The 22,358-nt window shown below is 40.6% G+C and carries 20 protein-coding genes; 14 read left to right on the forward strand and 6 right to left on the reverse strand.

Annotated features, from left to right (window positions below):
• Nucleotides 1–102: 102 nt before the first annotated feature.
• The gene (locus tag ACYH0L_RS03000) at nt 103–525 is read left to right on the forward strand and encodes a very short patch repair endonuclease (RefSeq protein WP_230031493.1); all 423 of its coding nucleotides are present in this window, start codon (nt 103–105) and stop codon (nt 523–525) included.
• Nucleotides 526–547: 22 nt separating this feature from the next.
• Here the strand turns inward: ACYH0L_RS03000 and ACYH0L_RS03005 are convergent, their stop codons facing one another.
• The gene (locus tag ACYH0L_RS03005; protein WP_230031494.1) at nt 548–1,741 is read right to left on the reverse strand and encodes a DNA cytosine methyltransferase; all 1,194 of its coding nucleotides are present in this window, start codon (nt 1,739–1,741) and stop codon (nt 548–550) included.
• Nucleotides 1,742–2,268: 527 nt separating this feature from the next.
• Between ACYH0L_RS03005 and ACYH0L_RS03010 the strand changes: the two genes are divergently transcribed.
• The 5 genes from ACYH0L_RS03010 (at nt 2,269) to ACYH0L_RS03030 (ending at nt 6,502) form a co-directional block, all read left to right on the forward strand.
• Nucleotides 2,269–3,876 (forward strand): AlwI family type II restriction endonuclease, encoded by a 1,608-nt coding sequence (locus ACYH0L_RS03010; protein ID WP_327925302.1) that lies wholly within the window; start codon nt 2,269–2,271, stop codon nt 3,874–3,876.
• Between the two features lie 310 nt (nt 3,877–4,186).
• Entirely contained in the window at nt 4,187–4,639 is a 453-nt protein-coding gene (locus ACYH0L_RS03015) for a MarR family winged helix-turn-helix transcriptional regulator (protein WP_099727422.1), read from the forward strand.
• 22 nt (nt 4,640–4,661) lie between these two features.
• Entirely contained in the window at nt 4,662–5,180 is a 519-nt protein-coding gene (paiA, locus tag ACYH0L_RS03020) for a spermidine/spermine N(1)-acetyltransferase (protein WP_099727421.1), read from the forward strand.
• A 20-nt stretch (nt 5,181–5,200) separates the two neighbouring features.
• Nucleotides 5,201–5,812, forward strand: coding sequence for an FMN-binding negative transcriptional regulator (locus ACYH0L_RS03025; RefSeq protein WP_099727420.1), 612 nt, complete (start codon nt 5,201–5,203; stop codon nt 5,810–5,812).
• A gap of 273 nt (nt 5,813–6,085) precedes the next feature.
• Nucleotides 6,086–6,502, forward strand: coding sequence for a hypothetical protein (locus ACYH0L_RS03030; RefSeq protein WP_327925304.1), 417 nt, complete (start codon nt 6,086–6,088; stop codon nt 6,500–6,502).
• Nucleotides 6,503–6,564: 62 nt separating this feature from the next.
• Here the strand turns inward: ACYH0L_RS03030 and ACYH0L_RS03035 are convergent, their stop codons facing one another.
• Together ACYH0L_RS03035 and ACYH0L_RS03040 are read right to left on the reverse strand one after the other, a co-directional pair.
• Complete coding sequence (locus ACYH0L_RS03035; protein WP_099727417.1) at nt 6,565–7,032, reverse strand: hypothetical protein; 468 nt, start codon at nt 7,030–7,032, stop codon at nt 6,565–6,567.
• Nucleotides 7,033–7,156: 124 nt separating this feature from the next.
• Nucleotides 7,157–7,831: a hypothetical protein gene (locus tag ACYH0L_RS03040; protein ID WP_367308160.1), complete on the reverse strand. Its 675-nt coding sequence runs from the start codon at nt 7,829–7,831 to the stop codon at nt 7,157–7,159.
• A 209-nt stretch (nt 7,832–8,040) separates the two neighbouring features.
• Between ACYH0L_RS03040 and ACYH0L_RS03045 the strand changes: the two genes are divergently transcribed.
• Both ACYH0L_RS03045 and ACYH0L_RS03050 read left to right on the forward strand, forming a co-directional pair.
• Nucleotides 8,041–8,409, forward strand: a complete 369-nt coding sequence (locus ACYH0L_RS03045) for an RlpA-like double-psi beta-barrel domain-containing protein (protein WP_003213878.1) — start codon at nt 8,041–8,043, stop codon at nt 8,407–8,409.
• A 73-nt stretch (nt 8,410–8,482) separates the two neighbouring features.
• Nucleotides 8,483–9,532, forward strand: coding sequence for a hypothetical protein (locus tag ACYH0L_RS03050; RefSeq protein WP_099727415.1), 1,050 nt, complete (start codon nt 8,483–8,485; stop codon nt 9,530–9,532).
• Nucleotides 9,533–9,738: 206 nt separating this feature from the next.
• On the opposite strand, the gene ACYH0L_RS03055 is transcribed toward ACYH0L_RS03050, so the two are convergent.
• From ACYH0L_RS03055 to gabP, 3 genes are all read right to left on the reverse strand, one after another.
• Nucleotides 9,739–10,122 (reverse strand): carboxymuconolactone decarboxylase family protein, encoded by a 384-nt coding sequence (locus tag ACYH0L_RS03055; protein ID WP_099727414.1) that lies wholly within the window; start codon nt 10,120–10,122, stop codon nt 9,739–9,741.
• 286 nt (nt 10,123–10,408) lie between these two features.
• Nucleotides 10,409–11,941: a multicopper oxidase family protein gene (locus ACYH0L_RS03060; RefSeq protein WP_327925306.1), complete on the reverse strand. Its 1,533-nt coding sequence runs from the start codon at nt 11,939–11,941 to the stop codon at nt 10,409–10,411.
• A gap of 97 nt (nt 11,942–12,038) precedes the next feature.
• Nucleotides 12,039–13,427 (reverse strand): GABA permease, encoded by a 1,389-nt coding sequence (gene gabP / locus ACYH0L_RS03065; RefSeq protein ID WP_099727412.1) that lies wholly within the window; start codon nt 13,425–13,427, stop codon nt 12,039–12,041.
• 482 nt (nt 13,428–13,909) lie between these two features.
• Between gabP and ACYH0L_RS03070 the strand changes: the two genes are divergently transcribed.
• The 6 genes from ACYH0L_RS03070 (at nt 13,910) to ACYH0L_RS03095 (ending at nt 22,174) form a co-directional block, all read left to right on the forward strand.
• On the forward strand, nt 13,910–14,809 hold the full coding sequence (locus ACYH0L_RS03070; protein ID WP_099727411.1) for a cation diffusion facilitator family transporter: 900 nt from the start codon (nt 13,910–13,912) through the stop codon (nt 14,807–14,809).
• Nucleotides 14,810–14,915: 106 nt separating this feature from the next.
• Nucleotides 14,916–15,878: an AAA family ATPase gene (locus tag ACYH0L_RS03075; RefSeq protein WP_482354336.1), complete on the forward strand. Its 963-nt coding sequence runs from the start codon at nt 14,916–14,918 to the stop codon at nt 15,876–15,878.
• Complete coding sequence (locus ACYH0L_RS03080) at nt 15,875–17,065, forward strand: DUF58 domain-containing protein (protein ID WP_482354337.1); 1,191 nt, start codon at nt 15,875–15,877, stop codon at nt 17,063–17,065. Before ACYH0L_RS03075 ends, ACYH0L_RS03080 begins: the two co-directional genes overlap by 4 nt.
• Before the next feature lie 9 nt (nt 17,066–17,074).
• Nucleotides 17,075–19,267, forward strand: coding sequence for a transglutaminase TgpA family protein (locus tag ACYH0L_RS03085; protein ID WP_482354338.1), 2,193 nt, complete (start codon nt 17,075–17,077; stop codon nt 19,265–19,267).
• Between the two features lie 186 nt (nt 19,268–19,453).
• A complete protein-coding gene (guaA, locus tag ACYH0L_RS03090) occupies nt 19,454–20,995 on the forward strand; it encodes a glutamine-hydrolyzing GMP synthase (RefSeq protein WP_249705239.1) in 1,542 nt (513 codons plus the stop codon).
• A 348-nt stretch (nt 20,996–21,343) separates the two neighbouring features.
• Nucleotides 21,344–22,174: a cupin domain-containing protein gene (locus ACYH0L_RS03095; protein ID WP_482354339.1), complete on the forward strand. Its 831-nt coding sequence runs from the start codon at nt 21,344–21,346 to the stop codon at nt 22,172–22,174.
• The last annotated feature ends 184 nt before the right edge of the window (nt 22,175–22,358 follow it).

Raw genomic sequence — 22,358 nt, forward strand, 5'->3', positions numbered from 1 at the left:
ATATAGGGGTTTTTGTTATCTTCAATAATATTAAAAACAGGTATTATTTTTAATTTGAGTGAATGGTTTAAACTTTAACTCCAATATAAAAGAGGTTTTAGAGTGACAGATAACTTAACTCCGAAGCAGCGTCGGAAAAATATGCAGGCAATCCGTTCTCAGTCAAAATTAGAAAATCGAATTTCTAAAGAAATTTGGCGCAGAGGTATACGTTTTCGTAAAAACGATCGGACTCTTTTTGGTAAACCGGATATCTCCATAAAAAAATATAAGGTTGTCATTTTTATCGATTCGTGTTTTTGGCATGGCTGCGAGATACATGGAAATCGTCCAAAAAGCAATCAGGAATACTGGGATAAAAAGCTCAAACGGAACAGGAAACGAGATGAAGAGGTAAGGGATTATTATAAGGTACGCGGATGGAATTATAAGCGGGTCTGGGAGCATGAATTTAAGGGAAATTTCGATAAAGCAGTCGGCGAAATTGAAGCGTTTATAAGGCAAGCTCAAAAGACGGAACCTTAATAGCGGCGCCGTCTTTTTTTTGTTATATATTCAGTTCTGTTTGATTATCTAATTTTTCAACCGGTTTATCTTGTGAATTCTTCACTTCATCAATTGTTACCTTTCTCTGTCCGCGTAAATTTTCAAGCTGTAACTTTTTCGCAGGCTCTATCCATTCATAATCTATCTTAGCGAATGATTTCAAAATGGCTTCAAATACAATCTTTGCTCCCTTAACTGGTACTGCCATGCCAATTTGCTTTCTTACTGCTTCTTTGCTTCCCTGAAATACAAAGTCATCTGGAAATGTCTGCAGGCGGGCACGTTCCCGATTTGTAAGCGCACGAAGCTCTTTCCAATGATACATATGAGTTCCGCCGCCGCCGCTGCCAGTCACTGTATAAGCCGGCCGATCCGGGTCAAGACGCTTGTAAATTGAACTTAGGCGTGCTCCTTTTACATTAAGCTGAAGGTCTTCTGGAATTCCAGCATACCAGGCATTTTCACCGGGCGGAATGTAGCTCAGCATTTCCTGTACCTTCTTAGTGTGTTTAGGTATTTCATGATTTGGTGCATCTTCAGGAATCGGCGGCTCAGTAATTGCCTGCTTAGAAGTAACATAGTCTGTAGAGGCTAGTGTAGTTGGTGCCGGTACTCTGAACTCTACACCTTTTGCAGCCCAGTCATTTCTGATACCAACAATGATAATACGATGCCGTGCCTGTGGGACACCGTATTCTTCAAATTTGTACAAGTGAGGTGTTAATTTGTATCCGCACTCCTCAAGCTCTGTTAAGATTTTGATGAATGCTTTTCCTTCGTTAGCGCTTTGGAGTCCACCAACATTCTCTGCTACAAAGAATTTCGGCTGGTATTCTTCCAGCACTTTTACCCCGTATGAATAAAGAGGACCGTATGTACCGTTTAATCCCTGCTTTTCACCAACATTGCTATAATCATTGCATGGGAATCCAAACGCGAAACAATCTATTTCCTCTAGAACTGTTTTATCGCCAATAGGAAGCTGCTGTACTGGTCCGCAAAAGACAGATTGATCTTCTAAATCACCGCAAATATTGTAACGAAATGTGCTACACGCATTTGGATCATAGTCATTTGCCCAAACATGCTCTATACGCCATTCTTTGCCTGTTTCAGGATGTGTAAATCCAGCCAATTTAGCGCCAAGACTGAGGCCGCCGGGTCCATTAAATAGTTCGCCCTTTTTAAAAATCATAACAAAACCTCTTCTCATATTTTTATATAATCAACGTTTTTACGAAAGTATGTTCTTGCATACTGATACGCTATTTATTTTACACGTTTTAGAAAAAAAATAAAGTCTTAAAGAATTGCTTTATAAAAAATTAGCGATTTTTCACTATATTTAAACTACATTAGACATGTACTCACTCATTAAAAACTAAAAGTTAGGTTGAGGCAAGAATTTAGCTATCATAGATGGCGATAACACTAGTGTTTATTTTCGATAATTATTAACTGTATATTACAGTGCTTTTTTCTTTCATTGATTGTAAAAGCATCCACAATTAAATTGGTGGCATATTTTTTCCATATAAATCCTTCTGAGAATGTATTAAAATTAAATTTACTAGGTTTAGCTGTGTAGGCAAAAAAATAATTGGGTTTATAATTAAAATGTTATCTTTTGAAAGATTGTCAAGGTTATGGATCAAAAAAACTTAAAAGCGAGAAAAGATATTTTAAGTGCATTACAATGAAAATTGTAAGGAGGATGGGAAATTGGCAGAACGAAAAGTATGGTTTATTACAAGACCAGAAAGAGATCCGCAATTTCATGCTGACGCCATAAAAGCATTGGCTGAAGCAACGCAAAAGTTTACTGTAAAATGGCAGGGAAATAGGGGAGTACATAAACACTATGAGGCGGTATTAGCCTCTAAAGGATTAAAGAGGAACAATATTAGTGCTGATGGATCAGGAGGCCGTACTTGGTGTGCTATGTTAAAGACTTTTGCCTACTGCTATATAAATAGTGATGGTCTAGTTAAACCAACTAAATCAGGACAGGCACTGATTAAAGGAATAAAAGAATATGAGAACGTAAAAAAGCAGATTTTAACACTTCAGATTCCAAACGCTTACTTTATGGAAGCGGGCTTCCGTCCCAAATTCGATCAGAGCTTCCGCATACGTCCTGCTAGATTTTTAGTTAAGCTTGTGCAGCGATCTGATTTAAATTACCGGCTGACAAAAGAAGAAATCACCTATTTTGTTCTGACAGCACAGCAGGACAGCCAACTAGAAGAGATAGCTCAAAAGATTATTGCTTATCGTAATGCAGGTGAGAATGAAAAGGAGATGATGAAGCAAAAGATTGCTGTTGAATATGACCATCGCGATAGAAATGACAAATCAGCACGTGATTATTACCAGGCTCATTCTGATGTAGCACATACGTTTATGCTATTATGCGAATACACTGAGCTTGTCGAGTATCAGCGTGGAGAGGCATTATTGAAGACTGATCCTGCATTAGCGAGAGAAGCGCAGAGTATTCTAAATTATTATGATAGCCGCTATCCTTTTAACACACGATATCTAATTTCAATCGAACGTATGGCACAAAATAATGGACTTGATGTAGATAGTTATAAAGTGAGCGATTTTGGAGATGAGAAACCTGCGAGTAACAATGTCAAGATGAAGAGGAAAATTGAATCTGTTCTAAATAGTATTCCAAATGCATCTGAATTGGTACGTGAAGAACTGCTTTCGTATTTTATTCCAGCTATAGGGCCGAATGAAGCCCGGAAAGCTGTAGATAGGCTTCGTTCTGAAACATACAAATTTGCAAGCATACCTGAAGAGTTTGTGGAGAGGTATCTTGGTGAACTAACACCAGCAGAATTTGAAAAAGAAACATTGAAAATCTTTGAAGCTATCGGCTTTGAAGCTTTATATCAGCCAAAAGCAAATGGAAAAAAGACAGAGATTGAAATTTTGCTAAAATATGAGGATAAATGTGGTATTATCGATACAAAGTATTATCCCAATGGTTTTACACTTTCACAAAATCTAGCTAATTATATGGCCTCAGAGTATATCCCAAATTACCTTCAATATGAAGGAAAGAAATTATCTTTTTATGGATATGTCACATCCGGTAAGTTATCAGGAGACAAAAAACTTAAATCCATTACAACTCTTAGTAGCAAACTAGTAAATAAAGAGATTGAGGGGATTATGATGACAAGAGAAGTGTTAATAGGTTTTCTTGATTACTGTATGGAAAATGAAATTCAAAAAAGTAGACGTATTGAACTCTTTATTGAAAAGATACAAAACAAAGGTTTTAGTGACTTACAAATATTTTTGAATCATAATTAATGAGAGTAGTGCAGAGCGCTCCACTTTTATCACAACTGTAAAAAATCTTTATTAAGAGATCATATGGACACAATTCCTTATTTTAAAAAAGAAATGCGGTGATCATATGGGCTTGACTACTTGGGTGGCTATTATTGTTGCACTGGCCGTCGTGTTTGGATTGTTTGGATCGAAGAAGCATGATAAATAAAGAAAGAGTTGAAAACCTACTTCCAATTAGGGAGTGGGTTTTTTATTGCAAATACAACATTAATCAGTTATACTAACTTTAGTTATTTGTTGTAAATGCAACAAAAGGGAGTCGAGATACATGAAAGAGATTTTGCGGGAGATCGGCGTCATTGCTCGGGCACTTGATTCGATTAGTAATATTGAATTTAAAGAGTACGATTTAACGAAGGGGCAGTATTTGTATCTTGTGCGTATTTGTGAGGAGCCTGGCATCATTCAGGAAAAGCTGGCGGAAATGATTAAGGTGGATCGAACAACGGCTGCCCGTGCCATCAAAAAACTAGAGCTGCATGGTTTTATTGAGAAGAAAGATGACCCGGTGAATAAAAAAATCAAAAAGCTTTTTCCAACCGATAAAGGGAAAGCCGTATATCCAATGATCAAACGAGAAAATGATTACTCGAATCAAGTAGCGCTGGATGGGTTTTCTGAAGAGGAAGCGGAACAGATTTATGAGTATCTTCTAAGGGTGAGAAAAAATATCGAAAAAGATTGGGATTATGTGAAAAAAGGAAATAAGAGATGTTACTAAATGATAAGGAGTGATGACTTCAATGACCGTCACTTTTATTCTGTGCAATGAACAGCATATAGAAGAGCTGCAGAAAGTCGGAATCGACACGTTTAAAGAGACCTTTCAGGATCAAAACAAAGCTGAACATATTGATGCTTACGTAAAGAAAGCCTTTCATCCGAACCAGCTGTTAAAAGAATTACATCATCCATCTTCACAGTTCTATTTTGTTCAAGTGAGTGGTGAAGTTGCTGGTTATTTGAAGGTCAATATGGACGAGGCGCAGTCAGAGGAGATGGGAAGTAAAGCGTTAGAGATTGAAAGAATTTATATCAAGCAGTCGTTTCAAAAGCAAGGGTTAGGACGATTTTTAATCAATCAAGCCTTTGAGATCGCAAAGAAATATGATAAACGTGATGTTTGGCTTGGGGTGTGGGAGCACAATAGAGCGGCCATCGCATTTTATCAAAAGCTTGGGTTTGTTCAAACAGGGGTGCACGCTTTCCTTATGGGAGACGAAGAGCAAATGGATTTTATTATGACCAAAACACTGAACTGATCAAAAAGGGGGAAGGGAATATGCATATTCCATCATTTTTTCAAGTGAAAGATTTGGAGGAAGTAAAAGCATTTATTCAATCACATTCATTTGCAACAGTTGTGACCACAACGGATGAAAAACCTATTGCGACACATATTCCAGTGAGTTTTCATCAAATTGAGGATTCGTATGTGATCACAGGTCATATGGCGATTGGAAATCCTCAGTGGAAAACGTTTGAAGAAAATGAGAAGGTGCTCGTGATTTTTCAAGGGCCACATGCTTACATATCATCTTCATGGTATGAAAAAGAAGCCGTGCCGACGTGGAATTATCAAGCTGTGCATGTATATGGAAAGGCTGAACTGCTAGAAAAGGCGGAACTGGTAAAGGAATTAACAAAGATGCTAGAGACTTACGAAAGCCATAGGGAACAGCCAGTGTTATGGCATACGTTGTCTAATGAACTGTTAGAGAAACAAATGAAAGGGATTGTGGGCTTCAAAATCATCATTGATGAAGTTCAGGCTGCTTTTAAGCTTAGCCAGAATCGCCATGAAAGAGATTATGCTCACATCATTGAACAGCTGGAAGCAGAGGGTGAAGTGGAATTGGCTGATGCGATGAAAAAGAGATTAGAGGATGTATGAGAAAAGCACTCTTATGAGCAAGAGTGCTTTTGTTGTTCCGAGCTATCTGAGGGTGCCATGGCTCATATCTATAGCCTGTCACTTTTTCTTTTCCTTACGTATAGCGGATGAAAAAGCTAAATTCTTGAGCATGTTTGGTATGCCAATTGAAGCTGAACGTCAATTGCTGAATCTCTTTTTTGTTTAAAATTACATAAAAAAATCCACTATTTCCATAAAAAATCAGATCAATTCCTTATAATAAAAGTATCTGAGAACGGGGAGTGAGTCGAGATGGACCAAAACGTGCTGCAAATGAATCAAGAAAGATCAGAGGATGAATTAGCGGTTGTGAATATATCTTCTACAGAAATTGGGGCGCTGTCAAAGGAAGCGGCTGAGCGGATTTTACAAACGAAGGATACGGATGATATTCATTTACTGATGTATGTTCCGATTGCAAAGAAAGCAGATTTGAATTGGTTGATTGAAAGTGTTGGACAGGCGTTAGGAGATGAGGATGAAGATAACGTTGCACTTGAATTTGCTGATTTGCTCTATTTCTTTATCATTCCATTTTATAAGGAGTATATTGTGAGGGAACATCATTTGTATGAGTGTATAGATGATTTGTTGGTACGATTAGCATCAAGGGCTCACTCGGATATCCAAACACTGGTCGATGCGATGAGAGACGATTTGACTGAATAAACATGAAAAAAAGCTTGTAGAGAGGTCCTCTACAAGCTTTTTTTAACGTAAAAAACCATGAATTATTGGGCTCTTTCCCAAGTGATCTTTGTTTCATTTGTTTTTTTCTTTCCTTTTGCCAGCACCTTGCCGTTTTCTTGTTTCACGGTGATGTTCAGGTCATAAAAGGAGTAGAGGGCGCCGAGGCTATCATTTTCTGGTTTGTGCAGGTTGTTTTCTTTTTCAGTTGATGCCCCAATGGCCAGCGTCTTGGCAAAGTTTAAACCGATGACTTCAGCGTAATCACTATTGGTATCAGAGGAAGCTGTCACGTTTAAAGAAATAACTTTTTTCTTTTGATCAACGGTGATCGCTGTGTCTTTTACGAGCTTAGACTGCTCCATCACCTCTTTCGTTTCATTTTGAATGCGCTCATTAATTGTAGGAAGTGCCTTAGATTCTGTTTTTTGTTCTTTTGTCGTATTCGAGCAAGCTGCTAGAATGAAGAGACTTGCAACTAGACTCATGAAAATAAGTAGACTTTTTCTCACGTTCGTTCTCCTTTTTTCTTCGAAGTATATATGCTTATGTTACCACGAATCCTTGTTTTGATTAAAAGAGAAGTGTTGATAAGCTGTGAACAATAAAAAGCACCCAAAACTGGGCGCTTTTTTCTTATTGTGCTGAAAGGGTTGTACTAAGTGGAATAGAAGAATGTACCGTGAATTTAGGAGACGGCGCACCTGATTCTAGATTTTTACGCAACAATGAGGATTTGACGGTTCCATCCCATTTTTTATAGACGCTTCCTGATGTATCTGCACGAAGCTGTACATTCGAGAAGCTTGCTTGTGAGTAGCTGTTTGCCCCATTATCCTGAACGCCGTGTACCATTTTGACAACATCAAGGTTTTTCAGACGGCTGGGTTTGAAAACAGGCTGCTTGTAGCGCAATTTCCCATTGACATATAGTGACACCGTGCCATCACCATTGTTGATGAGCTTTAAGTTGACACGTGCGCCATCCTTAATACTCTTATCGTATTCACTGTTCCAGTATTGACTGCCGCCTTGTGAGCCGCTGCCAAGAAAAACCTTATAGCCAGAAGACGTTTTTGAAATACCGCTCTCTACAACGGCAGAGCCAAGACCGAGATACCAGTCAGCATATCCATTTTTAATCGTCGCTGTTTTCGGAAGCACAATATCAGCAGAGATACCTGACCATCTGGCTTCATCCGTTTGTGTCACAATCGCACCGTGACGGGGACCAGCTGCTGAGGCAGGTAGACTTGAAAGCATCAAAACGAAGGCCAAACTCACACTCAAAGCGATGAACCACTTTTTCATAAAAATTCCTCCTTAAATTTGATTCACTTTTATTATATAAAATGAAAGAGAGGGGCTGCTTACATTGTTTTGGCTGATTTTGGTATTTTTTGTGAACGAAATCGGTCATAAAGTGGTCAACTTGTATTCGAATTGTAATGTGACTGTAAAATAACTGGGTGCATCTTCATGTATAATAAGTGCAGAAACCAAATACGGAGGATTTTTTAATGAATAAAAAGCTTATTGCGACAATCGTAACAGTAGCTAGTTTATTTTTAGCGTTTAGTTTCTCACATGGAGCAAGTGCAAAAAAAGTAAGCGGCAATATTACTTGGTATAATGGTGTCGGTAAAAAAGGCGCAGATGGAAAAAAACTCGGTCATTGGGATGCAGCAACTAAAATGGGATTTGACGTACCGAAAAAAGGTACAAAACTAAGAGTGACAACAAAAGCGAAACCACATAAAGTGATTACAGTCTATAAATATGATGTAGGTAGAATGCCAAACGCTGTATTAGACGTAAGTCCGAAAGCATTCAAAGCACTTGGATATAAAACAAGTAAAGGTGTCGTGAAAGGGCATTACACTTATTAATACATAGGCATGCAAAGAAGCGGGAAAAATTCATTTTCTGGCTTCTTTTCTTGTAGAGAGGGTCTGAAAGGCAATGAAAAAATCAACATGGTGGATCATCACGGTCATTGGAGTCGCAGTGATTGCGGCAGTCATTTTCTTCATGATGAAGCCGGATCAAGAGGCGAAACATGTGGGGAAAGTTAAAACGAATCAAGACGCAAAAGACGAATTGCTTGTTTCATTTACAGATCGGCAGCTAAACAATACATATTACCTGCACGATCGGGCGCTCCATACGGAAAAACTGACAGCCTATCCTTCGATTGCATATGATTCTACGAAACAACTTTTATATTACACGTATACGGATGAAGACACGCAAAAAGTGAGTATTCGGGAATTGAATGTGAAAAATGATCAAGAAAAAACGCTGTTTACTAGTGACGATTCAATCGACAGTATGAGGCTGTCTGGTGATGGAAAGCAGTTATTTCTAAGGTATAACAAGGGTTCTGGGGAACAATTTTATGTCGCTTCTTTTGATTTGAAAAAACACAAGGTGAAGATGTTGTATCCAGAAAAAAGCAAGGATGATACGGTGAGTTCTTTTGCCTATGATCCGACTTCAAACCTTTTGGCTGTCCAGCATTATTCATTAAAAGAAGATTATCAGAAGACCGATGAAGCGAATGAAAAAGGGACGGATCCTGAACCAACGACCATGAAGATCACCCTTCAAACAGATGAGAAGGGAAAACGTATTGCACGGATCTCACAAACGATCAATGATATTTCATTTTCACCAGATCACAAGAAATTGATTTATACAGAGGTGAAGGTTCGAAACGAAAAAGAAATATCCTCTATTAAGATGCTTGATGTAGAAACGGGGAAAACGACGACACTCGTTAAAAACAGCCAGGATGTTCATATTTTAAGTGCTGCACAGCCGCAATTTTCTATGGATGGGACATCTGTTTATTTCTTAGGTGTTGCAAAGAACGCTAAGGAATTAAAGGATGACACTGGAAGAAAGGCGAAGGTAAGGACCATTTTTGAATATGATATTAAGAAGAAAACGGTAGAAACCGCTTGGGAGAAGGATGGCGGAATCATTAACAATTTCACTGTTAATCGATGAAGGATGCGTTCAGTTATTTTATATAACTGGACGTTTTTTTATTTTGTCATTTGATATGCCGGAGAATATGTGAATTCATGAAATGAAAGTCGTTTTTTAAAAAGAAAAACGAGGGGCATTTTCGTATTTTGCTGGTGTGACAGAGGAGAAGAAAGACAGTAAAATGAATGGAAATAAAAAAACGAGAGGACAGATGGCTTCTCGTTTTATCTTATTTGTTTGGTGTTTTCGTCTAGTAAGTTTTGAAAAATAAACAGGGCATTAATGGAATGAGGAAATCCAGCAACCTTTGTACAGTGCTTAATAATCTCCATGATCTCTATGACAGAGAGACCGATATGTAATGCTTGTTCAAAATGAGCCTTTAGTTCTTCATCACAATTGCCTTTTGTGATGAGGGCAGATAATGTGCTGATTGCCTTCTGTTTATCATCTAATATGAAGTGATTGAATTCTTTTTGTTCACCGAGTTCAATTGTTAGTTGTTCAATGTTTGACCGAATGCTCTCATTTTCATGAATTGAAAGCTTCTCCATGTTACCTGCCGCTGTTTCTTGTTTGATCTGGCAAGTCTCTTTTTCTTCATTCAAATTGAACTCCTCCGTTTTTTATCGCAATTTTCCATTTGTTTGTTCAATGTTCCTTATGTGCCTTTTGATAGATGTAATGGGTATATAGTAGTACTATCGGCTTGCTGCGTCAACTTTTTAAGTGTTGCATGTACAAATAAATGCCAATTCACGCGATACATTGTTCTATTTTCTAATGAATCAATGAAAAGGAAATAAAGGGCTAATGTAACAATGTCCGTTAGCCCTTCGCGATCATCTACTTAATGCATATTTCTAAGCATGTGAAGGAAGAATGGTTTCATTTTTACCGAATGATATCCATCGGCCGCATCATGTCATAATCTTCGTGCTCTAAAATATGACAATGCCACACATACCGTCCGCTGTATGGGACAAAGCGTGCGATGATTCGAATGACTTCACCGGCATGCGCCTGAATGGTGTCCTTGTAGCCTTGTTCATGTAAAGGAGGTGCTTCATTTGGTCCTGTATACACGATTTCTCCAGTCGACTGATAGATTTCTGTATCAAATGGTCTTCTGTCTATCACCCTGAATTGAACAAGGTGTAAATGAATGGGGTGCGTACCCCTTGTTGGGTTGACGATGGACCAAATCTCTACACTGCCAAGTCGGGGGTTTTCAGTAACGGGATCATTCCAAAATTGGTTATCTAGTAATAAAATAGGGCGGCCATATTTATCCTGCGTGCCGTTAAGTGTGAGCGTACGTTCTTTATCAGCTCGACTTGGCCGAAGCGGTGGCAGGGGTTTGAAGATTGGACGTAATGATTTAGGTGCTCTCCCTTTTAGCGGACGCGTGACTTTAAACTGCATAATGTTCGCATCTGTTTCTGGATTCACTTCTTGGCCGCAGCCTGCTTTATTTTTTAGAATAATTGTTTTGTTTTCATAAGCTGAGAAGTCGATGATGACATCGAAACGTTCAGCAGGTGCAATGCTAAAGGACTGGTGATGAACAGGTCTTGGCAAAAAGCCGCCATCAGATCCAATTTGCAAGATCGTGGCATCGTTGTCTAAATGCAGCTCGTAAGTTCTTGTATTGGACGCATTTAACATGCGAAAACGGTATTTTCTCGGCTCTACTTCTAAATACGGCCATACTTTTCCATTAACCAAAATCGTTTCCCCGCAAAAAAAGGGGACGATGGAGGGATCTGGAATGTCACTGTTCTCCGGCGTGTTGTTTGGTCTGCTTGGATAAAACAGTGCGCCATCCTCCTGAAACGTACGGTCCATGATCATTAAAGGAATGTCATACTCACCTTTCGGTAATTCTAACGACTTTTCAAACGCATCTGAGATTAAGTAAAACCCAGCTAAGCCGGCGTATACATTTAATCGTGTTAATGCCATTGCATGATCGTGATACCACAATGTGCATGCTTGCTGATGATTTGGGTATTCGTAAATCTGCCGTTCAAAGAAGGGGCCTGTCGCTTCAAAGTCTCGTGAAAACCAAGCCTCTGGATAACCGTCACTGCTTGCTGGTGTGACCCCGCCATGTAAATGAACGACGGTTTTGACTTCTGGTTCGTCATGATGGCCTTCGTGAATGGTGTGATCGACCGGCAGAAAATGCTTAAGCGGCAATTTGTTCATCCATTTTACTTTAACCTTTTCATTTCGATTTGCTTTAATGGTTGGACCAGGCAAACTGCCATTATAGGTCCATAGCTTAGTTGGGGGCAGGTCTCTATGAACTTTTAAGAACACTTCCTCCATGGCGATTTCATAATACGTTTGTCTTGGGTTCTTTTTGACGGGCTTCGCGACTTCTGGAATGGGCAGCTCGTCAATAAATTTTTCTAGGTTCATGTTCACTAATCCTCACTTCAAATCCAATTTGATACATTATAAGTGCGGACATTAAAATAGGTGAATAAAATAAAAAACCCGCTTTTCAGCGGGAGAATTAAGGGTGTTTATTTTCAAGCGCCGCATTTGCAGGCACTTTTTTATTCGGTTTAAAGATAAAATAAGCGGCTAGCACACCAAAGGTAATGATACTCGTCAAAATGAGCTGTGGTCTCATCGATTCGATAAACAGCATAGAGGCCAAAATTGCACAAATGACCAAAATGGTAAAGTACGTGAGGTATGGGAACAGCCACATTTTGATTTTGAGTTGTTCTGGATTTTCTTTTTCGAGTTTACGACGCATTCTTAATTGCGAAACGGCAATGACCAAGTAGACAAGAAGTGCGATAGCACCTGATGCATTGACAAGGAACAAAAAGATGGTTTCAGGATAAAAGTAGTTCATCATGACGGCAATATAGGAAAAGAAGGTCCCTGCGACTGTAGCCGCTACAGGAACACCACGCTTGCTGATTTTCATAAAGCGTTTTGGCGCTTCGCCTCTTTCCGCTAATGAATAAAGCATTCTGGACGTTGTGTACAAGCCGGAGTTTAAACAAGATAGAACGGCTGTTAAGACAATGACGTTCATCACCTGAGCGGCAGATGGGACGCCGATGTATTCTAATACCGCAACGAACGGGCTTGTTAAAATACTCGCTGAATCCCATGGAAGCAAGGTGACAACGACAGCGATCGATCCGACGTAGAAGATGATAATACGCCATACAACAGAACGAGTAGCTGTTGTAACAGATTTGACAGGGTCTGCTGATTCGCCGGCCGCAATTGCCACAATTTCGGTTCCCATGAAGGAAAAGATGACGACGACGATCCCGAGTAAAACAGAGCTGAATCCGTTTGGAAGGAAACCGCCGTTCCCCGTTAAATTCGCAAGACCTGCAGTATGATGACCGCCAAAACCAAAGATAAATGCAAAACCAATGAGGAGAAATAGAATAATGCTGACGACTTTAATTAATGAAAACCAATATTCAAATTCGCCAAAAGATTTAACAGAAAAGATATTTGTTAATGTTAAGAGGATTGTGAGGATAAGACTTGTGAGCCAAACAGGTGCATCTGCATACCAATATTGAATAATGGCAGCACCGGCAATGGCCTCGATGGCGATGACGATTACCCAGAAGAACCAGTAAAGCCAGCCGATTGTAAAACCAGCCCATGGGCCGATGGCGTCGCTTGCATATTGTGAGAAAGAACCGCTTGTCGGATAGGCACACGCCATTTCTCCAAGCATTCTCATAATAAAGATCACCAGAAGTCCGGCAAATGAATAGGAAAGAATGGATCCAGGCCCTGCAGAATGAATGACAGCGCCGCTACCAACAAATAGCCCTGCCCCAATGACCCCGGCAATGGAGATCATTGAAATATGTCTTGTCTTAAGGTTTTTTTGAAGACCGTTTGTCATGTTGGACATTTCTTTACCTCCAAACACTTCTCTTCGATAGAGAATTTGTTTTTAGAATATTTTAAATTTTATCATACTGAATTATCATTCAGCATTGGACAGGTTATCAAACTGACATTTCAAACCTCTTAACATGATGTTAAAAAGTATAAAGGATTTGAGAGATTATGTTCCCTCTTTTTCCTCTGCTCATTCTTAAAAATAGTATAAGAGAGAAGAGGGGGAAGTTGTGTCATGAAATAAAAATATTCCGACAATTAATCGAAAGGGTGATTATGCTTATATGCAAATGTCGGAGTGTGTTGGAAAAAGGTTGATAGGAGTAGGTCTTGAGGTCAATTGACCTTATAAAAATAAGTTTGCTTAGGTCAACACATTTCTATGTACCCTATTTTGCTGACGCAAGCGAATCATGTTGCTGTAGACCCACACGGGCTTTGCTTTGTAAGATAAATAATAGAAAAGTGATGTGTGAGGAGGCTCTGTTCGACATGGAGCGCTATAACGAATTAAGACAAGGTGAAACAGGTGCTTGGGTCAGCATCATTGCCTATGTGATCTTATCTGCGGTGAAACTCATCATTGGATATGTGTTTCATTCAGAAGCTCTTTCGGCAGATGGATTGAATAATACGACAGATATTATTGCATCTCTTGCTGTATTGATTGGGCTGCGTATTTCTCAGAAGCCGCCTGATGAAGATCATCCATATGGTCATTTTAGAGCAGAAAATATTGCGTCACTTGTCGCTTCCTTTATTATGATGCTTGTTGGGCTTCAGGTTCTGCTGAGTGCAGGCCAGTCGCTTTTCTCATCTGAGCATCAAACGCCTGATATGATTGCGGCTTGGACGGCAGCAGGAAGTGCTGTTGTGATGTACGGTGTGTATATATACAACCGCAATTTGTCCAAACGAATCAATAGCCAGGCACTTCATGCGGCAGCTGCTGATAATAAATCAGATGCGTACGTGAGCATCGGGACATTTATAGGGATCATCGCCTCCCAATTTCAGCTGGCATGGATTGATACGCTTGCTGCGTTTGTTATTGGCTTAATTATTTGTAAAACGGCGTGGGAGATTTTCAGAGATGCCTCTCATTCGTTAACTGACGGTTTTCATATAAAAGATATGTCAAAATATAAAGAGACCATTAAGGAGACACCAGGAGTGGGCGATTTGAAAGATATTAAGGCCCGTTATCTTGGAAGCACGGTCCATGTGGATGTAGTCGTTGAGGTAGAGCCGCATTTGAACATTGCAGAAAGCCATGATATTGCAGATGAAATCGAACGTAGAATGAAAAAAGAACATGATATTTTACATTCTCATGTTCATATGGAGCCAGCAAGTGCGCCTAAAGAAGAGAAGAAGTCTTTTCCATCGTGAGAAGGCTACCTTTCTTTTTCTGACGTGCTGATGTTTTATGCAAACGCGCGTTGTATGGTAAAGTTAGACTATATGAAAATTGCGGAAACGTGATAGGAGGATCAGGATGGCATTTGATGAACCAATGCATTCAGATGTACAAAAAATCTTAGATAACATCAATAAAGTCATGGTTGGGAAAAAAGACATTGCGATATTAAGCCTTGTGGCGATTTTGGCGAAGGGGCATGTGTTATTAGAGGATGTGCCTGGCGTTGGGAAGACGATGATGGTTCGTGCTTTGGCAAAATCAATTGGCTGTGAGTTCAAGCGAATCCAATTCACCCCTGACCTTTTGCCTTCAGATGTGACAGGTGTGTCGATTTATAATAAAAAGACAAATGAATTTGAATTCAGGCAAGGACCGATTATGGGGCAGATTATTTTGGCGGATGAGATCAATCGGACCTCTCCTAAAACACAATCAGCACTGCTTGAAGCGATGGAAGAGGGCAGTGTCACAGTGGACGGAGAAACGATGCCGCTTGCGGATCCTTTCTTTGTCATGGCCACGCAAAACCCGGTGGAATATGAAGGAACCTATCCACTGCCAGAAGCGCAAATGGACCGGTTTTTATTCAAGCTGCAGATGGGGTATCCGACCATGCTGGAGGAGCTAGAAGTGCTCAACTTGCAGGAGAAGCAATCTCCGATCGATACGCTCCAGGCTGTGATGGCGAAGGAGCATATCCATAATTTGCAGCAAGCCGTTCAGAAAGTGCATGTGGATGCATCTATTAAAGAATATATTGTCGAAATCGCCCAAGCGACGCGTCATCACCCATCTGTTTATTTAGGCGTTAGTCCAAGGGGATCGATTGCACTCATGAAAGCGGCTCAGGCGTATGCGCTTTTGAATCAGCGGGATTATGTGATTCCAGATGATGTACAGTATTTAGCGCCTTATACATGGCCGCATCGAATGATTTTGACGTCAGAAGCGACGTATGAAGGGAAGAAGGCTGAGACACTGCTGCGACAGCTGCTTGAGCAAATTGGCGTACCAGTTCAAAAGTCGATGACTCAATGAAGTCACAAGACCGTTTAGCTGTTTCATTATGGTTACGGGTGATCATGCTCATCATCCTCACTGTGGCAGCCTTTTGTTATGCCATGTTTCAGGGCGGCTTTGTGAGCTGGTTCCTTTTTTATGCATTTTTACCATATACTTTGTATGCTTTGCTGTTTGCGGTCGTTCCGCTTCGCGCGACAGCCAAAAGGACATTGCGGCACACCCGGTTGAAGGCTGGGGATGTGCTTTCGGTTGACCTTGAAATCAAGCGGACGAATCCATTTCCATACGTTTACGTTATTATCGAGGATGATCCGCCGTACACTTTTCACTTGCAGGAACAGATTGAAATGAAGCAAATGCTGTTTCCATGGTTTCGGAAAACGTGGCGATTTTCTTATCAATTGAATGATATCGTGCGGGGGGAGCACCATTTGACAGCAGTCAGAATCAAAACGGGTGATATGTTTGGTTTTGTTGAAAAAGAAGTGATCCTTCCGTTAGAGAAAAAGCTCCTTATCTATCCAAAAATGCTAGATCTTCCTGTGGAGTCTGCTGATTCAGTGAATGAAAATGGAGGCAAAGCCGTTCACACTTGGTTAAATGAACCGACCAATGTGACAACAGGCGTGCGGGAATACCAGCAAGGAGACCGTTTTGCTTGGGTGGATTGGAAGACGACGGCCAGAAGAGGTCAGCTGATGACGAAGGAGTTTGAACAGAATCAGACAAAGGATCTTGTGGTGTTTGCCGATTTTACAGATGAAGCCGTTTTTGAAACCGTCGTGTCTATTGCAGCCTCTGTTCTCCAAACGGCTGTGAAAAAAGGGGTGCCGGCAGGTCTCGTTCCTTTTGGAGATCAACATGCATTTCGAGTGGACCAAGGAGAACTTCATTTGCAGGACATGCTTTATTATTTAACAAGAGTGCAGCATCAGCCTTCTCGCGCACTAGAATATAAACCGTTAACAGCTAGTGAGTACCAGTACACCGGAAAATATGTCATTACGGGTCAGCTGCATGAGGAGCTTGCTGCAAGTCTCTTTGGAAATCGAAATAGAAAGAACATCACTGTTCTTTTAGTGAAGAGAGCCGTGGATCGATTCACGACAAAAGAGAAACAGCTTGTAGACCGGCTTAAGGCATCTGGAATACGCACGACCCTTTTATTTGAAGACCGGCTGCACGAAAGAACTGTGAGGTGACAAACATTTATGCTGCATACGCATCAGCGGCAAAGCCGTTTTGAGTTGTTCATCTATTATGCTGTAGCATTTCTGCTGCTTTGGGAGTGGCTTCGACCGCTTCAAGATTTTACAGAGACGAGTCATACGTCTTATTTCATCATTTTTATAGGGCTTACATGTTTGTTTACATTCTTTCGTTTGAAGTGGTATGTGACGTTTCCTATTTGTACGGGCTTGATTTTGCTCGCCTTATATTTGATCTTTTATCAAGCAGAGCCAAGCTATCCGGCTGCATTATTTGCTGATATTAAAGATAATATCACCTTCATGAGCACAGGCATGTGGAGTGACATGTATCCCTCCTTCCGCACATTATTGTTTTATATTTTGCTATGGCTGCTTGTCTACTTGCTTCATTATTGGGTGGTCTATCAGCAGCGTATCTTTTTCTTTTTACTCATGACGATTGTATATGTCACGATTCTGGATACGTTCACACCATATGATGCGACCTTTGCGATCGTTCGTATTATGGTGTTTGGCTTTTGTTTGCTTGGGCTGCTGTATTTCGATCGACTGCGTTCGACTGAGGGTGTTCGGGTGTCGCAGAAGGCGCGCTTAAAGTGGTTTTTGCCTATGCTGGTGCTTGTTCTTCTGTCAGCGACACTCGGCGCTTCTTTGCCAAAGTCAGATCCGAAATGGCCTGATCCTGTCCCGTTTTTAAAGGCGGTGACGAATCAAGATGGTTCTGCTGGGCAGAATAAGGTGGGATATAGTGCAGATGATTCGTCGCTTGGCGGACCGTTTAGTGAGGACCGCACACCGGTCTTTAAATGGAGCGGGAAGGAGCCGTCTTACTTTCGTGTCGAAACAAAAAGCATCTACACCGGCAAGGGCTGGGAGGATGCTTCAAATGATACGAAGCCTACTCGGCTAAAGAATGATGATGTACCGAATCGTTGGTTTACTAATCGTGTAAAAACAGAGGAGCACGAAACGAGAGTCGATATGGAATCGGATTATCGATTTAATCACGCCGTCTATCCAATTGGCACGATCACACTGATGCCAATGGAAAACATCCCGCTGCAAATGATGGGCAAGACGGAAAAAATTGTCCCGTCTATTCAAAACCCGCCTAAAAATTTAGGGAACTATCAAGTCAGCTTCTTATCACCTACATTTATCCTTGAGGACTTACAGCGGATCAAAGTGCCGACTAAGAAGCAGGTGAATCAACAGGTCGGCCGTGAATACTTGCAGCTCCCTTCCTCATTGCCAGATCGTGTGAAAACATTGGCAAACAGCTTAACAGAAACAAAGGAGAATATGTATGACAAGGCAAAAGCGATTGAGGATTACTTAGGATCTGCGAAGTTTTCATATGAAACGCAAAATGTCGCCGTGCCTGGACGGAATGAAGATTATGTGGATCAATTTTTATTTGATACGATGATTGGCTACTGTGATAATTTTTCAACCTCTATGATTGTGATGCTTCGTTCAATCGGTATTCCGGCGAGATGGGTAAAAGGGTATACGTCTGGTCAGTTATATGAAACACAGATGGATGGAAACAATGTGTATGAAGTGACCAATAACAATGCGCATTCATGGGTAGAGGTCTATTTTCCAAACCGGGGCTGGGTGACCTTTGAACCGACAAAAGGGTTTACAAACCCAGAGACATTTACAAATGAAACCGCTGCTAGCGATCAAACGGATGATCAAAAGGAAGAAGAAGATCAGCCTAGTTCTGATGCAAGCGAAGATCAGCAGCCGCAGCAGGAGAAGGAGCAGCCGGCAGAGCCAAAGGAACAAACAGCTCAAACAAAGCCAAGTATGGTGCATGTTGGTTCGATTTTGGGGTATACGGGAGGTGCTGTCGTCCTTCTTGGTTTCATCAGCTGGGTGCTTTATCGATTCAGGGCAAGATGGGTGCCATTCTTTATTGTACGAAAGGTGAAACGTCTGCCAGATGAGGAGGCATTCTTCTATGCGTACGCTGCCCTATTAAAGCAGCTGAAGCGCAGAAGGATCGAGAAGAAGCCAGGCATGACGTTAAGAGAATTCGCTTCTGCGATGGATAGCAAGGATGGAGATCGTCACATGTCAGAGCTGACACAGCTTTATGAGCGGGCGCTCTATCGACGAGAAGATGCATCAGCGCTTTGGCGGCAATCCGCAAAGTTATGGGAAAATTTAATAAACAGGAGATAGTCTTGACCGCGTACCTTCCTGTTGTTAGAATAGGTGAATATTAAAACCTTCTAAAATACATGAAATTGAAGCGTTCGGATGTGAGTCTGGGCGCTTCAAAAGCGTGATTTCACACTGAGAGCAGGTTTTCTCCTCTCATTTTTTCTGTGCGTTTATAAAAACTATATTGGACATAGAGGTGACACCATGACAAATTTAGTAAATGAAATGATTTTGGTTCTCGATTTCGGCAGTCAGTACAATCAGCTGATCACACGCCGTATTCGTGAATTTGGTGTGTACAGTGAGCTTCATCCGCACACTTTAACTGCTGAAGAAATTAAAGAAATGGCGCCTAAAGGAATCATCCTTTCTGGCGGACCGAACAGTGTGTATGATGAAGGATCTTTCCGCTGTGATGAAAAGATTTTTGATCTAGGCATTCCGGTTCTAGGCATTTGCTACGGCATGCAGCTCATGACTCACTATTTAGGCGGGAAAGTAGAAGCGGCCAGCCAGCGTGAATATGGGAAAGCAGATATCCACATTAACGGAACACCTGCTTTATTCAAAGACCTTCCGAATGACCAAGTCGTTTGGATGAGCCATGGTGACCTTGTCGTTGAAGTGCCAGAAGGCTTTACAGTGGATGCAACAAGTGCACATTGTCCAAACTCAGCGATGAGCTTTGCTGAGAAGAACTTCTATGGCGTACAGTTCCACCCAGAGGTTCGTCACTCTGAGTACGGCAACGACCTATTGAAAAACTTTGTCTTCGGCGTGTGTGATTGTGATGGCAAATGGTCAATGGAGAACTTCATAGAAATCGAAATGCAAAAAATCCGTGAAACAGTGGGCGACAAACAAGTATTGTGCGCACTAAGCGGCGGTGTTGATTCATCTGTTGTAGCGGTATTGATCCACAAAGCAATCGGTGATCAGCTGACATGTATCTTCGTTGACCACGGTCTTCTTCGTAAAGGCGAAGCAGAAGGGGTTATGAAGACATTTAGCGAAGGTTTCAACATGAACGTGATTAAAGTAGATGCGAAAGATCGTTTCTTAAACAAGCTAAAAGGTGTATCTGATCCTGAGCAAAAACGTAAAATCATCGGTAACGAATTCATCTATGTATTCGATGATGAATCGGACAAGCTAAAAGGAATTGACTACTTAGCACAAGGAACACTTTACACAGATATCATTGAGAGCGGAACAGCAACGGCACAAACAATCAAATCTCACCACAACGTAGGTGGTCTTCCAGAAGACATGCAGTTCGAATTGATTGAGCCTTTGAATACACTATTCAAGGATGAAGTCCGAGCCCTAGGTTCAGAGCTTGGCATTCCTGACGACATCGTCTGGAGACAGCCATTCCCAGGTCCAGGACTAGGTATCCGTGTATTAGGTGAAATTTCTGAAGAAAAACTAGAAATCGTTCGTGAATCTGATGCCATTCTTCGCGAAGAAATTGCGAACTTCGGCCTAGAGCGCGACATCTGGCAATACTTCACCGTTCTTCCAGACATCCGCAGTGTAGGTGTGATGGGTGACGCAAGAACATATGACTACACAATCGGCATCCGTGCTGTTACGTCTATTGATGGTATGACGAGTGACTGGGCAAGAATCCCTTGGGATGTGCTTGAGAAGATCTCAACTCGTATTGTGAATGAAGTGAAGCATATTAACCGTGTGGTGTATGATATTACGAGTAAGCCGCCTGCTACAATCGAGTGGGAGTAGACTTCCAAGAATTGAATGATTAAAGGTGCTGAGAAAGCAGTCGTATCAAAGGTTTGAACAGTTTGTGTGTGGATAGGGTACTATTCATCCGCAGCAATCTTTTTTCAAAATGAGACTCTCGTTTATTCACATTATTTGTGAAAAAAGGAGGGTCTTTTTTATGACTGAAATTACAGAACTACTAGATGATTTTAAAATGAAAAAGATCATCATCATTAGGATAAGCCGCGAGTCAAGATCGTGGCTTATCTTTTTGTGTTTTCCCATGTTCGGAGCAGGTGCATTTAAGTACACTCACCTAACATAGTGCATAGGATAATTTGATAAACTGTGAAGGGATTGAGAAAAATGTATTACTATCCAAATATGTATCCATATCAATATCCTTATTATGTTCATGTACCAATGAATAACTATGATAGACAGTCTGTTTATTGGAATATTCCTGTTGAGGGACATGCAAACAGTTCTTTTCGTTTTTCCATTGGTGATGCTGCAAGCATTTTATCAAAAGATTATGGAGCAGAACCGTTTGCCGTTAATATCAATGAGGCTACAAAGAAAAACAATACGTACCGTACCGCCTTATGGACAGGAACTCATTTGCAAGTTACCTTAATGAGTCTCAATGCTGGCGAAGATATCGGGTTGGAAATGCACCCTAACGTTGACCAATTCTTACGTGTTGAACAAGGTCAGGGGATTGTTCAAATGGGCAAAAGGAAAGATAAATTAAATTTTAGAAGAAATATCTATGATGATACTGCAATACTGATACCTGCTGGAACATGGCACAATGTAACCAATACAGGTAATGTTCCGCTTAAACTTTATTCAATATATGCTCCTCCTAACCACCCGTTTGGTACTATTCATGTAACAAAGGCAGATGCAGTGGCTGCGGAAGAAGGTGACGGTCACGGCAATGAAAATACAGTTATTTTTGGCAGAACTCCAGATGAATGGATAAAGCACACGGAATTTTTGGTAAACGAAGGGTTAGAGGATGTTAAAAAAGGAATAAATGCTACACACATTCTCCAAGAATTTATTCTAATGGGCGTTCTTGTAGGAAAAGGGTATTCTCCCGAAAATGCATATGAAACAGTAGAAGAATGGGAACGTACAGGAGAATCCAAACTTCTTCAGAAAAGTAAAAAATATGTAGGATTAGAGTAAATGCATATAGTGAGGAGAAAAAAACTCTTGATAAAAGATTTACTTAACCTTTAGGTTCTACTATTTTTAACAATACAAAAGAGTATGATTCCATAAATATAATCATACTCCTTTTTCTGTATTTAAAACTAATGAAAAAAGGATTACATTGGAAAATTATTCGTGTAAATTGACATCATTACAC

It is taken from the genome of Bacillus sp. MC1252 (assembly GCF_056838025.1).